The following is a 16,035-nucleotide window of genomic DNA, read 5'->3' as shown; positions in this document are numbered from 1 at the left end:
GATATGACACCCGTCGAGAACAACGACGGGCAGCTAGCTTGTCTGATGGTTCCTCGCGCAAGCGCTCGTCACGCGAGGACCGTCACCGTCCCCGTGGCCCCGTCGACCTCGATCAGGGCACCCGGCGTCAGGCGCGTCGACGCCCCGCGCGCGTTCACCACACACGGCACGCCGAACTCCCGCGCGACGATCGCCGCGTGCGAGATGGGCCCGCCCAGTTCCGTGACCACGGCCGCCGCGTAGGCGAACGCCGGGGTGTAGCCGACGTCGGTCACCTTCGCGACGAGCACCTCGCCCGGCTGCAGCTCGCCGATGGTCTCGGGCGCGATCACCCGGACCCGCCCTGTCATGCGGCCGCCGCCGACCCCCATGCCGTGCAGGACCTCGCCCGGCGCCAGCGGAGCCATCGGCGCGGGCGTCGGGTCCCAGTGCCCGCTGAACGCCTCCGGCGGAACCATCTCGGTGAGCGTGCGCTGCTGCGCCCGCCTGCGCGTCACCACCGCGGCCATGTCGGGCGGCGGCGCCTCGAGCTCGTCGACTTGGAGGTAGAAGACGTCGTCGACGGTGTCGAGCAGACCCTCGTCGACCAACCGGCGACCGGCCTCGCGCAGCAGCGTTCGCACCACCCAGATCGCCCGCACCATCCGGTCGCGCCGGACCTCCCGCTCACGCAGCTGGGCGGCCGCCGCGGCGGCGACGGGCCGGACCCAGAGCGGCACGTCCGGCGGCGCTGGTGCGTTGCGCGGGCCGTGCTCCGCGGCCTTGGCGACGATGCGCATCAGCAGGCTCGGATCGTCCGAATAGGTGGTGCTGCGCATCTCCACCTCACCGGGCCCGCGGTGACCGATCAGCGCCAGCTCGTTGCGGAAGGCGGCGGTGAACTCCGGGACCTGTGCGGCGAGGTCGTCGAACGTCACGCCCGGCGTGGCGAGCAGCTCGGCGGTCGGCGCGTCCGCGCGAGCGGCGGCGGCCAGCCGGTGCACGGCGCCGAGCGACTGCGCGCTGGCCAGCTCGGGACCGGTCGAGGGGAGAACCTCACGCCCGCAGAGGAGCCGGAGGATCACGCCGTACGCGGTGCACACCAGGATGGACGCCGACGCGAGTACCCAGCCCTGCACCGCGTGGTCGCGGCCGAGCAGGATCAGCGTGCGCAGATCGCGGTCGTCGAGCGATTTCGGCTCGCCCGCAAGCTCTTCCAGCCGCGCGACGTCGGCGACGAAGTCGCGGCTGTCGATCTTCGACCCCGCCGACAGCACCAGCAGGTTGTTGGCGAACGTCACCACGGCACGCAGGAAGCGCCCGACGGTCTGCGGTTCGACCGGTGGACGTTCGGCGCCGAACAACTCCAGCCCCTCGGCCGTCCTACCGAAGAAGCCCGACAGGATCATGTCCGGTTTCACCAGAGGCACCGTCGTGGCCATGAAGTAGCCCGACGTCATGCCGGCGTACAACCGGTGGCCGAACACCCCGGTGGTGCGCACGGCCATCTCCCGCTGCACGGCGCCGCCGGGACGCAACCGCGCCGCGATCACCATGCCCGCCGCACGCGTGCCTAGGACGGACACCGATGCCGACGACGGCGTGAACGGACCGGCCAGCGCCTCGGACAGATTGGTGGCGATGAATGCGGGGAACCGGGGGTCGATCGGGGTGTCGAACTCGCCGTTGGTCAGCCCGCTGCCCGCGGGCTGCGGCGCCACCCCGTCGGCCGACGGGGCTTCCGGCGACGGGATCGACCGCACCCGCGGCAGTCGCCACGGGAAGGCGAGCAGCCTGTCGCCCAGCGTGATCCGACCGCGGCAGGCGAGTGCGAAATCCTCCACGCACCGCTCGGCGGTCCACGCGGGGGCCACGCCCCACTCGGTGAGCCGCACGGCGTCGGGCTCGAGTTGCGGCGCGGCGGCACGGCCGGGTACGACGCGCCGCCCGATCGCGCGGGCGATGGCCCGCACCGACGTGTGACCGGGCGCGGCGACGTCGACGAAACCGCCGGGCAGCGTGTGGTCGAGCAGCGAGCGGACGTACACGCGCTGCACGTCCTCGGGGTGGACGACTCGCAGCGGTGCGTCGGCTGCGGAGCTGCGGATGACGGGCCCGGTGAACTCGCGCACGGTGGCGTCATCGACGTTGCGGCCCAGTACCTTCGCGGTTCTCACCACGATCACGCCGGGGGCGTCCGAGCCGGTGTCGAGCGCCGTGACGACGCGCGGCACGCCCGAGTCGGCGGCGGTGCGGGCGAACACCGTCGCCTCGTTGGCGTCGGCGCCGAAGTGCGCGGCGGCGTCGGCGCCGACGAACGCGAACGCGAGCGTGGCGTCGTCCATGGTGTCGAGTTCGACGAAAACGGCTTTGCCGTACCAGCTTTCAGGCCGACGCGGGCCGACGCCCACGACGTCGTGGCCCATGTTGGTCAGTCGCTGCGCCACCCCGACGCCGACACCCGAGCCGTCGAGCCCGCCGAGAACAACTCTCATCGGTCCTTATGCGTCCTCGTCGTCGTCGAACGCCGCCAGCAGGTCCTGCAGATCCATGTCCGCGATGTCCTGCGTGCGATCGCCCGCATCGGCGGGGGCGTCGTCGACGGCGTCGGGATCGGCAGCCAGGTTCAGCAGCATGTCGAGCACCCCGGCCTGACGCAGCCGCTTGATCGGGATGGACGCCACGACCCGCTGGAGTTCCTCCTCCACCTTGGTGGTCGCGGGCGCCGCGCCCCCGTTGTCGGCGTCGTCGCTGAGCTGGGCGCGAAAGTACTCGGCGAGCGCCGACGGGTTCGGGTAGTCAAAGATCAGCGTCGGCGACAGCGTGAGCCCGGTGGCGGCCTTCAACCTGTTGCGCAGTTCGACGGCGGTCAGCGAGTCGAAACCGTGCTCCTGGAACGCCAGATCGGCCGCGATGGCCTCGGGCGTCGGCAGCCCCAGCACCGTCGCCATGTGCGAGCGCACCAGCGACAGCAGCACGGCGTGCTGGTCCTCCACCGACAGCCCGGCGAGCTTGGCCGTGAGCGCCGACCGCGACTGTGCGGCCGCGAGCGAGTCGCCGACCTGGCGGCGGGCCGGGCCCGAGATCAGCTCGATGAACATCGGCGGCAGCGTGCCCGCGGCCGACTTCGTGCGCAGCGCAGCGCGATCGATGCGCGCCGGCACCACGTACGGCTCGTCGACGATCAGCGCCTTGTCGAACAGACCGAGCGCCTCGTCGACCGACAGCGCGAGGATGCCGTCGCGGGCGAGCCGCGCGATGCCCGCGCTGTCCAGGTCCTGCGCCATGCCACCGGCCTGGTCCCACAGGCCCCAGCCCAGCGCGACGCCGGGCAGGCCGAGGTCGCGGCGGTGCGCGGCGAGCGCGTCGAGGTACGCGTTGGCCGCGGAGTAGTTGGCCTGGCCCGATCCGCCGACCAGTCCCGCCATCGACGAGAACAGCACGAACGCGGACACGTCGAGGTCGCGGGTCAGCTCGTGCAGGTTGTCGGCGGCGTCGACCTTCGCGCGCAGCACGGTGTCGACCCGCTCCGGGGTCAGCGACGTGACGACGGCGTCGTCGATCACACCGGCGGTGTGGAACACCGCGGAAAGCGCTCGCGGATGGTCGATTTCCGCGAGCACCTTGGCCAGCGCGTCGCGATCGGACACATCGGCGGCGACCACCCGCACGCTCGCACCCGCCGCACCGAGTTCGGCGACGAGGTCGGCTGCGCCGGGCGCATCCGGTCCGCGGCGGGACACCAGCAGCAGGTCCCGTGCGCCGTGTTCGGCCACGACGTGCCGTGCCACCGCGGAGCCCGCCATGCCGGTGCCGCCGGTGATGAGCACGGTGCCCGCGGCCCATGCGTCCGGCATCGTCATGACGACCTTGCCGATGTGCTTCGCCTGGCTGAGGTGCCGCAGTGCGGCGGGCGCGCGGCGGACGTCCCACGTGGACACGGGCAGCGGCTTCAGCACGCCGGTACGGCTCAACTGCGCGACGCCGGTCAGGATCTCGGCGACCCCGTCGGCACCCGCCTCGAACAGGTCGAAGGCGCGGTACCGCACCCCCGGATGCTCGGCGGCGACGGCGTCCGCGTCGCGCATGTCGGTCTTGCCCATCTCGAGGAAGTGCCCGCCGCGCGGCAGCAGACGCAGCGAGGCGTCGACGAAATCACCTGCCAGCGAGTCCAGCACGACGTCGACACCGCGACCGCCGGTGACGGCCAGGAACTTCTGCTCGAAGTCCAGTGTGCGGGAGTCGCCGATGTGGTCGTCGTCGAAGCCCATGGCGCGCAACGTGTCCCACTTCGGCGTGCTCGCCGTCGCGAACACCTCGAGGCCCCAGTGCCTGGCCAGCTGGACCGCTGCCATGCCGACACCGCCGGTGGCGGCGTGGATCAGCACGGATTGGCCGGGTTGCACGTCGGCGATGCGGCGCAACGCGAAGAACGCGGTGGCGAAGCCGACGGTGAAGCCCGCGGCCTGCGCGTCGCGCCAATCCGACGGCACCGGAAGGACGACGCGCGCATCGGTGGTGGCGACGGTGCCGGTGCCCTCGGGGAACAAACCCATCACGCGGTCGCCGACGGAGACCCCCGTGACGCCCGCGCCGATCTCGGTGACGACACCGGTCGCCTCGATGCCCATCACGGCGTCACCCGGATACAGCCCGAGCGTGATCATCACGTCGCGGAAGTTCGCCGCGATGGCGCGGATCGCGACCCGGATGCGGCCCGCCTCCAACGGGGCGTCGGCGTCGGGAATCGGTTCGAGAACGAGGTCTTCAAATGTCCCCGACGTTTCCGACTTACTGACGGCCAACCGCCAGGCGTCCGCTGGCGGGGTGAGGACCGCCTCGGCTGCGCGGCTCGGCAGCACCCGCGCGTGATGCAGGATTCCGCGCCGGATGACCACCTGGGGTTCACCGGTGGCGATCACGGCGGGCAGGTCGATCGGCTCCTGAGTGTCCGTGTCCACCAAGACCACTCGGCCCGGATGCTCGGTCTGCGCGGCGCGCACCAGACCCCACGCGGTCGCACCCGCGAGGTCGGTGAGCTGCTCGCCCGGCAGGGCCACCGCGCCGCTCGTCATCACGACGAGCGTGCCCGCGGGTTCGGCGAGCCAGGTCTGCAGCCGCGCCAGCGCGGTGTGCGCCGTGTCGTAGACGCCTGCGATCCCCGGCTCAGCCGCGGTACGCAGGTCGAAGACCGGAATCTCCTCGTCCGACGGGGTGACGTCCGCGGGAGTGACCGGCGCCCAGATGACCTCGAACAGCTCGCCGTTGTTGGTCGTGCCGATGGCCGCCGCAAGTTGGGCGGCCGTCACCGGCCGGGCCACCATCGCACCGACCGACAGCACGGGCAGACCGAGGCCGTCGGCGAGGTCGATCGACATCGAGCTCGGGCCGGTCGGCGCGATCCTGGCCCGCACGGCCGAGGCGCCCGAGGCGTGCAGCGACACCTTCTGCCAGGAGAACGGCAGGGCCAGCTCGTCGGAGTCCATGCCGAGAATCACCGCGTGCAGCGCACCGTCCAGCAGCGCGGGGTGCACGCCGAAGCCGGTGGTGGACACGTCCTGCGGCAGCCGCACTTCGGCGAAGATCTCGTCCCCGCGCCGCCACATCGCGGTCAGCCCCTGGAACGCGGGACCGTACTGGTAGCCGCGCGCGGCCAGCACCCCGTAGGCGTCCGCGACGTCGATCTCGCGGGCACCGACCGGAGGCCACACCGACAGCTCGGCGCCGGGCGCGGACACCTCGGCGCTCAGCTCGCCTTCGGCGTGCAGGGTCCAGGCAGCGCCGTCGGCGTCGGGCCGGGAGAAGATCGAGAACACCCTGGCGCCACCGGCATCGGGGGCGCTGACGACCACCTGGACCGCGACGCCCTCGGGCGCCAGCACCAGCGGCGCGTGCAGCATTAGCTCGTCGACCGCGTGGCAGCCGACCTCGTCGCCGGCCCGGATCGCCAACTCGACGAAGCCCGCACCGGGGAACAGGGTGACGTCGGCGACGGCGTGATCGGGCAGCCACGACTGCGTCGAGGCGGCGAGCCTGCCCGCCAGCACCACGCCGCCGGTGTCCGGTGACTCGATGACCGCACCGAGCAGCGCGTGCTCGGTGCCGCCGAGACCGAGGCCCGTCGCGTCGGTGGCCCCCGCGGTCCGGCTCGAGAGCCAGAAGCGGCGACGCTGGAAGGCGTACGTCGGCAGGTCGGCGAGCCTGCCGCCGCTCGCCGGGCCGCGCCACGCGACATCACCACCGCTGCAGGAGTATTCGGCGAGCGCCGCTAGCAGGGTGGTCGCCTCGGGGCGGTCCTTGCGCATCACCGCGGCCGCGACCGGCTCGGTGACGGCGTCCGGGTTGTCCAGCGTCTGGGTGATCGACGCCGTCAGGCCGCTCGCGGGGCCGAGTTCCAGGAAGCGCGTGACGCCGTTGGCGGACAGTGCTCGCACGCCGTCGGCGAACCGGACCGCTTCCCGGATGTGGCGCAGCCAGTACGCCGAGGTGCCGAAGTCCGGACCCGCGACCTCACCGGTGACGTTGGAGATCACGGGGATGGTCGGGGCGGACACCGACATGCCGCCTGCGAGGGTGTTGAACTCGAGCAGCATCGGCTCCATCAGCGACGAGTGGAACGCGTGCGACACCGACAGCTGATGCGTGCGCCTGCCCTGCTCGCGCAGCACGTCGGCGACGGCGGTCACCGCGTCGTGCGGACCCGAGATCACCACGGAGCCGGGCGCGTTGACGGCGGCCACGGACACTCCTGCGGCGACCTCGCGCTGCAGCAGCGGGATGACCTCGTCCTCGGTGGCGGCGACGGCGACCATCGAGCCGCCTTCGGGCAGCCGCTGCATCAGCCTGCCGCGCGCGACCACCAGGGCCGCCGCGTTCTCGATGGACAGCACGCCTGCGACGTGCGCCGCGGTCAGCTCGCCGATGGAGTGGCCGATGAGGTAATCGGGCCGCACACCCCACGATTCGAGCAGCCGGAACAGCGCCACCTCGACGGCGAACAGTGCTGGCTGAGCGAACTCGGTGCTGTCGAGCAGCGCCTCGTTGGCGCCCCACATGACGTCGCGGATCGGCCGCAGCAGGTGCCGGTCGAGCTCGAGCGCGCACGCGTCGAGCGCCGCCGCGAACACGGGGTGCGCGGCGTACAGCTCGCGGCCCATGCCGAGCGACTGCGAGCCCTGACCGGGGAAGACGAACGCGGTCTTGCCGCCGCCGGACGCCCGGCCGCGGACCAGTCCGACGGCGGGTTCATCGGCTGCGAGTGCGCCCAGGCCGGCCAGCAGCTCGTCGCGGTCGGCGCCGACGACGACGGCGCGGTGCGCGAACGCACTGCGGCCGCCGAGCGTCCAGGCCACGTCGCGGGTGTCCAGCTCGGGGTGCGCGGTGACGTGTGCGGCGATGCGCCCGGCCTGAACCGTCAGCGCCTCAGGCGATTTCGCCGACAGCACCCACGGCAGCACCGGCTGCTTCTCGGGAGTCTCGGCCGCGGGAGCCTCTGCCGCGGGGGCGTCGACGGCCGGCGCCTCCTCGATGATCACGTGGGCGTTGGTGCCGCTGATGCCGAAGCTGGAGACACCGGCCCTGCGGATGTGGCCGTTCGCCGGCCACGGCCGCGCCTCGGTCAGCAGCGCGACGGAGCCCATCGTCCAGTCGACGTGCGGGCTGGGCTCGTCGACGTGCAGTGTCGCGGGCAGGGTTTCGTGCCGCAGCGATTGGATCACCTTGATGATGCCGGCGACGCCCGCGGCGGCCTGGCTGTGGCCCATGTTCGACTTGATCGAGCCGAGCCACAGGGGCTCCGACCGGTTCTGGCCGTAGGTGGCCAGCAGCGCCTGCGCCTCGATCGGATCGCCGAGAGTGGTGCCGGTGCCGTGCGCCTCGACGGCGTCCACGTCGGTGGGGGTGAGGCCGGCGTTGGCGAGCGCGGCCCGCACGACGCGCTGCTGGGACGGTCCGTTGGGGGCGGTGAGTCCGTTCGACGCGCCGTCCTGGTTGATGGCCGAGCCGCGCACCACGGCGAGCACGGGGTGGCCGAGTCGCTTGGCGTCCGAGAGCCTTTCGACGAGCAGCACGCCACCGCCGTCGGCGAAGCCGGTGCCGTCGGCCGCCCCGGCGAACGGTTTGCAGCGGCCGTCGGCGGAGAGTCCGCGCTGTCGGCTGAACTCGACGAAGATGTCGGGTGTCGCGTTGATGGTGACGCCGCCCGCGAGCGCGAGGTCGCACTCGCCGAGGCGCAGCGCCTGAACGGCCATGTGCAGCGCGACGAGCGACGAGGAACACGCGGTGTCGATCGACACCGCCGGGCCCTCGAGTCCGAGCACGTAGGACACGCGGCCCGACGCCACACTGGACGCCTGCCCCGTGAGCCGGAAGCCCTCGGCGCCGTCGGCACCCATGCCGTAGCCCTGGGCGTACACGCCCGCGTAGACACCGGTCGCGCTGCCGCGCAGCGACGCGGGATCGAGACCGCCGCGTTCCAGCGCCTCCCAGGCGAGTTCGAGGAAGAGTCGCTGCTGCGGGTCCATCGCCAGCGCCTCGCTCGGCGACACCCCGAAGAACGCCGGATCGAACCCGGCGATGTCGTCGAGGAAGCCACCGGTGCGGGCGTACGACTTACCGGGTGCGTCGGGGTCGTCGTTGAACAGTCCGGCGAGATCCCAGTCGCGGTCGGTGGGGAAGTCGGTGACCACGTCGCGGCCCTCGGCGACCATGTCCCACAACGACTCCGGCGAGTCGACCCCGCCGGGGTAGCGGCACGACATGGCGACGACGGCGATCGGCTCGTCGATAACGGAGATGGAGGTGGCGGCCTCGACGACCTCGGGTGCCGCGCCCGCGAGTTCGGCGCGCATGTATCCGGCCAGCGCGGCCGGGGTGGGGTAGTCGAAGATCAGCGTCGGAGACAGCGCCAACCCGGTCGCGGTCTTGAGCCGGTTGCGGAACTCGACCGCCGTCAGGGAGTCGAAGCCGTGATCGGAGAACGCGAGATCGGCGGCGATGGCGTCGGGTTCACCGGTGCCGAGGACCGAGGCCATGTGCGCGCGCAGCAGGTCGAGCACGACCGCCTGCTGCTCGTTCTCGGAGAGACCCTGCAGGCGTTGCGCCAGAGCCGACTTCGACTTGGCGGCCACCAGCGAGTCGTCCACGCGGCGGCGGGTCGACGCCGTCGCCAGCTGGCTGAAGATCGGCGGCAGCAGGCCCTGTGCGGACCGGGCGCGCAGGGCGCTGCGGTCGATGCGGGCGGGCGCCTGCAGGGGATCGCCGATGACGAGAGCGGTGTCGAACAGCGTCATCGCGTCGTCGCTCGTCATCGCGAGGATGCCGTCGCGGCCGAGGCGCGACAGGTCGGCATCGTCGAGGTGGCCGGTCATGGCGCTGGCCTGATCCCACAGGCCCCACGCCAGTGACGTGGCGGGCAGACCGTGGGCGCGGCGGTGCGCGGCGAGAGCGTCGATGAAGGTGTTCGCGGCGCTGTAGTTGGCCTGGCCGGGCGAGCCGACGACGCCGGCCATCGACGAGAACATCACGAAGGCAGCGGGATTCGCGTCGCGAGTGAGCTCGTGCAGGTTCCAGGCGGCGTCGACCTTGGCCCGCAGCACCGGTGCCACACGGTCGGGGGTCAGCGATCCGATCACGGCGTCGTCCAGCACACCCGTCGCGTGCACGACGGCCGTCAGCGGGACGTCGATACCGGCCAGCGCGGCCTTCAGCTGTTCGCGGTCGGCGGCGTCGGCGGCGACGACGCGGACGTCGGCGCCCGCGGCGGTCAACTCGGCGATGAGTTCGTCGGCGCCCGGAGCGTCGGGTCCGCGGCGGGACAGCAGCAGCAGGTGCTTGACGCCGTGCTCGGCGACGACGTGCCGGGCCACGACGGCGCCCGCCATGCCGGTGCCGCCGGTGATGAGGACCGTGCCGCGGCTCCACGCACCCGGCATCGTCATGACGATCTTGCCGATGTGCTTGGCCTGGCTCAGGTAGCGCAGCGCGGCCTGCCCGCGGCGGACGTCGAACGTCGTGACGGGAAGCGGTGTCAGCACACCGGATTCGAAGAGCTGCGACAGCTCGACGATGAACTCCTGCATGCGCGGGCGGCCGGGTTCGAACAGGTCGAAGGCGCGGTACCGCACACCGGGGTGCGCGGCGGCAACGGCGTCGGCGTCGCGGATGTCGGTTTTGCCCATCTCGAGGAACATGCCGCCGCGCGGCTGCAGCCGCAGCGAGGCGTCGACGAATTCGCCCGCCAGCGAGTCCAGCACCACGTCGAAGCCGCGACCGCCGGTGACGTCGAGGAACTTCTGTTCGAAGTCCAGGGTGCGGGAATCGCCGATGTGATCGTCGTCGAAGCCCAACGCCCGCAGCGTGTCCCACTTGGGTCGGCTGGCGGTGGTGTAGACCTCCATGCCCCAGTGCCTGGCCAGCTGGATCGCGGCGAGGCCGACACCGCCGGTGGCGGCGTGGATGAGGATCGACTGACCCGGCTGGACGTCGGCGAGCTCGCGCAGGCCGAGGTAGGCGGTGGTGAACACGACGAGCGCGGCGGCGGCCTCGGCGTCGGACCACCCGGTCGGGATCGGCGCGACCAGGCGGGCGTCGGCCCACACCCTGGTGCCCGTGCCCTCCGGGAAGAGTCCCATCACGCGCTGGCCGACGGTGAAACCGGTGACGTCGGGCCCGATCTCGACGACGACGCCGGCGGCCTCGCTGCCGATCAGCGCGTCGTGGGTGAACATGCCGAGCGTGATCATCACGTCGCGGAAGTTGGCGGCGACGGCGTTGATCTCGACGCGGATGTGGCCGGGCGGCAGGTCGGCGTCGGAGTTCGGCACCTCCTGCAGCGCGAGGTTGTCGAACGTGCCTGCGGTGGTCACGCCGAGGCGCCACGGCTTGCCGCCCTCGGGCGGGGTCAGGATGGAGTCGACGGCGCGGTTGCGCACGACCCGCGGGCCGTACAGCTCGGTGCCGCGCACCACCAGCTGCGGCTCGCCGATGGCGAGCACCGCGGCGGGGCTGCCGAGCTCGTGGTCGGTGTCGACCAGCACGATGCGGCCCGGCTGTTCGGTCTGGGCCGAGCGCACCAGACCCCACACCGCCGCGCCCGCGAGATCGGTGACGTCCTCGCCGGGCAGTGCGACCGCGCCGCGGGTGATGACGAGCAGCGTGCCCTCTCGCGTGGCCAGGTGGGCTTGCAGGCGTTCCAGTGCGGTGGTGACCGCGTCGCGGACGAGCTCGGGAAGGTTCGCGGAATCGCTTGCCGCAGGCGCGGATTCGAAGATCTCCAGCGCGTCGGGCGCGGCGGGGATGGAATCGGGGAGGGCGACCGGCGCCCACTCGACGGCGAAGAGCTCGCCGGAGCCGGGCCCGCGGGACGCGGTGGCCAGCTGCTCGGCGCTGATGGGGCGGGTCGCCAGGTTGCCGACCGTCAGCACGGGGAGGCCGAGGCCGTCGGCGAGGTCGATCGACACCGAGTTCGGGCCGGTCGGCGCCAGCCGGGCGCGCACCGACGTCGCGCCCGCGGCGTGCAGCGTCACCTGCTGCCAGGAGAACGGCAGCGCCAGTCCGGCCGACGGGTCGAGCCCGGCGACGACGGCGAGCGCGTGCAGTGAGGAGTCGAGCAGGATGGGGTGGACGCCGAACTCGCCGGCCTGAACATCCTGTGGAACGGAGACTTCGGCGAACAGCTCGTCACCCCGGCGCCACAGCGCGGTGAGGCCGCGGAACGCCGGGCCGTACTCGTACCCCTTGGCGGCCAGCTGCTCGTAGGCGTCGGACACGTCGACGGAGGCGGCGCCCGCGGGCGGCCACGCCGTCAGTTCGGTTCCGGTGTCGGCCGATTCGGCGATCACGACGGCCTCGGCGTTGCAGACCCAGCCGGACCCGTCCTCACCGGGCTGTGAGAACACCGAGACCACGCGCTTCTCGGGGTCGCCGCCCTCGCCGGGGGCGCCCACCACCACGCGGATCGGCACGCCCGTCGGCGGGATCACCAGCGGCGCCTGCAGGGTGAGTTCGTCGATCACCGGGTGGCCGACCTCGTCGCCCGCGCGGATCACCAGGTCGACGAAACCCGTTCCGGGGAAGAGCACGACGCCGTTGACGGCGTGGTCGTTGAGCCACGAGTGCGTGGCCGCCGACAGCCTGCCGGTGAGCACGACGTGGCCGGACTCGGGGATCTCGATGACGGCGCCGAGCAGCGCATGCGCGGCACCCGAGAGGCCGAGGCCGGTGGTGTCCGTGGAGCCGGAGCCACCACCGGACAGCCAGTACCGGCGCCGGTCGAACGCGTAGGTGGGCAGATCCAGCAGCGCGCCGGTGCCGCAGACGTCGCGCCATGCGACGGCGACGCCACCGGTGTAGGCCTGGGCGACCGAGGAGAGGAAGCGGTCCAGCCCGCCGTCGTCGCGGCCGAGTGACGGCACCACAACGGGTTCGGCCGTCTCGCCGAACACGTCGGACGCGGTGTCCTCGATGCCGGCGATCAGCGCCGGATGCGGACTGCACTCCACGAAGGCCCGGAAACCCTTGCCGCAGGCGGCCCGCACGGCGGCGTCGAACTCGACGGTCTGCCGGATGTTGCGGTACCAGTACTGCGCGTCAAGGCCCGCGGTGTCGATCGGCTCACCGGTGACGGTGGAGACGAAAACGGTTCGGGCGCTGCGCGGTTCGATGTCGGCGAGCGCGTCGATCAACTGCTCGCGGATGGCCTCGACCTGCACCGAGTGCGACGCGTAGTCCACGTCGATGCGGCGGGCCCGCATCTCGAGCGCCTCGCATGTGCGGATGAGTTCCTCCAGCGACGCGGTGTCACCCGACACCACGACCGCCGAACGGCCGTTGATCGCCGCGATGCTCAGTCCGGGAAGGTCCACGATGAGTTCACGGGCGCGGTCGGCACCGCACGCCAGCGACACCATGCCCGCAGGCCCGGACAGCGACACCAGCAGCTTGCTGCGCAGGGCGACCACGCGCGCGGCGTCTCGCAGCGACAGCGCGCCGGCCACGTAGGCGGCCGCGATCTCGCCCTGCGAATGTCCGATCACCGCATCGGGATTCACGCCGACCGAGCGCCACAGCGCGGCCAGCGACACCATGATCGCGAACAGCGCGGGCTGCACCACGTCGACGCGGTCCAGCGTCGGGGCATCGGGTGAGCCCCGCAGCACGTCGATCAGCGACCAGTCCACGAACTCGGACAGCGCCTCGGCGCACGCCTGCAGTTCGGCGGCGAAGACCGGTGAGCTGTCCAGCAACTCGATGCCCATGCCGACCCACTGACTGCCCTGGCCGGGGAACACGAACACGGTCCTGCCCGCGGGGGCGGCGTGGCCGCGCATGACGCCGGGAGCATCGGCGATGAGCTGCTCGAGGCCCTGCTCCAGCTGTGCGCGATCGGAGCCGAGCACCACGGCGCGGTGCTCGAACGTCGCGCGGCCCGCTAGCGTCCACGCGACGTCGCGTGCGTCGAGGTCGGGGTGGGCGCGCAGATGCGCCAGCACCCGCTCGGCCTGCGCGGTGAGCGACGTCCCGGTCTTGGCGGCGAGCACCCACGGCAGCACCGGCGGCACCGGGGCCGTCTCCGCGGGGGCAGCAGGCGGCGCCTCTTCGACGATGACGTGGGAGTTGGTGCCGCTGATGCCGAAGGACGACACGGCGGCACGGCGCGGCGTGCCGTCAGACGGCCACGGATGCGCCTCGGTCAGCAGCGAGACCGCGCCCGCCGTCCAGTCCACGTGCGGGCTGGGCGCGTCGACGTGCAGCGACGCGGGCAGCGTCGCGTGGCGCATCGCCATGATCATCTTGATCACGCCCGCGACGCCCGCGGCGGCCTGCGTGTGGCCCATGTTGGACTTGATCGACCCGAGCCACAGCGGCGTCGTGCGGTCCTGGCCGTAGGTCGCCAGCAGCGCCTGTGCCTCGATGGGGTCGCCGAGCGGGGTGCCGGTGCCGTGGCCTTCGACGATGTCGACCTGGCCGGTCGTCAGCCCGGCGTTGGCGAGCGCCGCGCGCACCACGCGCTGCTGAGACGGGCCGTTGGGGGCGGTCAGGCCGTTTGACGCGCCGTCCTGGTTGACCGCCGAGCCGCGGATGACGGCGAGGATCTGGTGCCCGTTGCGCTGCGCGTCGGAGAGCCGTTCGACCGCGAGCACGCCGCCGCCCTCAGACCAGCCGACGCCGTCGGCGGCACCCGCGTAGGGCTTGCACCGGCCGTCGGGAGCGAGGCCGCGGTGGCGGGCGAACTCGATGAAGATCGTCGGCGTCGCGTTGACGGTCACGCCGCCCGCGAGCGCCAGGTCGCACTCACCGAGCCGCAGCGCCTGCACGGCCATGTGCAGCGCCACCAGCGACGACGAGCACGCCGTGTCGACGGAGACCGCGGGTCCCTCGAGACCGAGCACGTAGGCGACGCGGCCGGACGTGACGCTCGAGGTCATCCCCGTCAGGCGGTAGCCCTCGATCTCGTCGGCGGACATGCCGTAGCCGGCGGCGATGACGCCGGCGAACACACCCGTCGAACTGCCGCGCAGCGACGCCGGGTCGATGCCCGCGCGCTCGAGCGCCTCCCAGGACAGTTCGAGCAGCATGCGCTGCTGCGGATCCATCGCCAGCGCCTCGGTGGGCGAGACGCCGAAGAAGGTGGAGTCGAAGTCCGCCACGTTGTCGACGAAGCCGCCGGTGCGGGCGTACGTCTTGCCGTGGGCGTCGGGGTCGGGATCGAAGAGGGTGTTGGTGTCCCAGCCGCGGTCGGCGGGAATCTCGGACACGACGTCGCGCTGCTCGGCGACCATCTCCCAGAGGCTCTCGGGGGAGTCCACCCCGCCGGGGAAACGGCACGACATGCCGACGACGGCGATCGGCTCGCCCGTCCGCTCGAGGAGCGTGCGGTTCTGCGTCTTGAGCCGCTCGACCTGCACGAGCGCTTTCCTGAGCGCCTCGGTCGCGTGTTCGAGTTGGTTGACCATGCGGTCCTTATCTATCTATCCGTCGTCCGACCTGTGGGCGGTGGTCAGTCACGTGTATTCGACACCGTTGCCCGATCGGACGAGCTACCGGGTGCTAACCCGCGGGTCCCGACCCTCGGAGCATCGTACGTATGGGTGGGCGAGTCTGCGCACCTTCGGCCTGGCGAATGGGCCCTGAACTGCGGTTACCTAATGCGTCACAGGGCTGTGAAACAGATCCGGGACTCATTTGAGAAGCCTTTGAGGTCGCCCGTCGATGCTCGGCGGCATGAGAAACCACCGCATCTCCACCGTTGTGCCTAGTCGGCGTGTGGAGATCGCGGCGTCGGTGGGGCTCCACGGGGCGCGACGACGGCCGGGGTGGGCTCGGCGACCCGCCAGGCGGCTGCGCGGGGAAACGGTGCGGCAATCGCCCGATCGGCACCGACCGGTGTGGGAAGCTGTCGCCGTGACGGGGCCCGCGTACGGCGACAGGGTGCGGGTCGTCGTCGGCGACGACCATCCGCTGTTCCGCGACGGCGTCGTTCGCGCGCTGATGTCGAGCGGCTCCATCGACGTCGTCGGGGAGGCCGACGACGGGCTGGCCGCCCTGGCGCTGATCCGGGAGCACGCGCCGCAGGTGGCGCTGCTGGACTACCGCATGCCCGGCCTGGACGGCGCTCAGGTGGCCGCCGCGGTCAAGCGCGACGCGTTGCCGACCAGGGTGCTGCTGATCTCCGCTCACGACGAGTCGGCGATCGTCTACAGCGCGCTGCAGGAGGGCGCGGCGGGCTTCATCCCCAAGGAGTCCAGCCGGACCGAACTCGTCGACGCCGTACTCAGCTGCGCGAAGGGCCGTGACGTCGTCGCCCCGAGCCTCGCGGCCGGCCTCGTCGGCGAGATCCAGCGGCAGAAGGTGAGCGATGCTCCCGCGCTGAGCCAGCGGGAGCGCGAGGTGCTGCAGATGATCGCGGCGGGGAAGTCCATCCCGACGATGGCCAAGGAGCTGTTCCTGGCGCCGTCGACCGTCAAGACGCACGTGCAGCGGCTCTACGAGAAGCTCGGCGTCGGCGACCGGGCCGCGGCGGTCGCCGAGGCCATGCGCCGCAAGCTGCTGGAGTAG

The 16,035-nt window shown here is 72.2% G+C and carries 3 protein-coding genes; 1 reads left to right on the top strand and 2 read right to left on the bottom strand.

What is annotated here, in order from left to right; translation table 11 throughout:
- Positions 1–68: 68 nt before the first annotated feature.
- Positions 69–2,474: a PEP-utilizing enzyme gene (locus NM203_RS09790; protein ID WP_255059652.1), complete on the bottom strand. Its 2,406-nt coding sequence runs from the start codon at positions 2,472–2,474 to the stop codon at positions 69–71.
- 6 nt (positions 2,475–2,480) lie between these two features.
- Positions 2,481–14,933: a type I polyketide synthase gene (locus NM203_RS09785; protein ID WP_255059651.1), complete on the bottom strand. Its 12,453-nt coding sequence runs from the start codon at positions 14,931–14,933 to the stop codon at positions 2,481–2,483.
- Positions 14,934–15,381: 448 nt separating this feature from the next.
- Here NM203_RS09785 and NM203_RS09780 point away from each other — a divergent pair, with 448 nt between their 5' ends.
- A complete protein-coding gene (locus NM203_RS09780) occupies positions 15,382–16,035 on the top strand; it encodes a response regulator transcription factor (protein ID WP_255059650.1) in 654 nt (217 codons plus the stop codon).

The organism is Mycolicibacterium arenosum (assembly GCF_024320865.1).
Taxonomy (GTDB): Bacteria; Actinomycetota; Actinomycetes; order Mycobacteriales; family Mycobacteriaceae; genus Mycobacterium; species Mycobacterium arenosum.
Note: the sequence above shows the minus strand (reverse complement) of the source record. Positions and strands in the feature narration are given on the sequence as shown.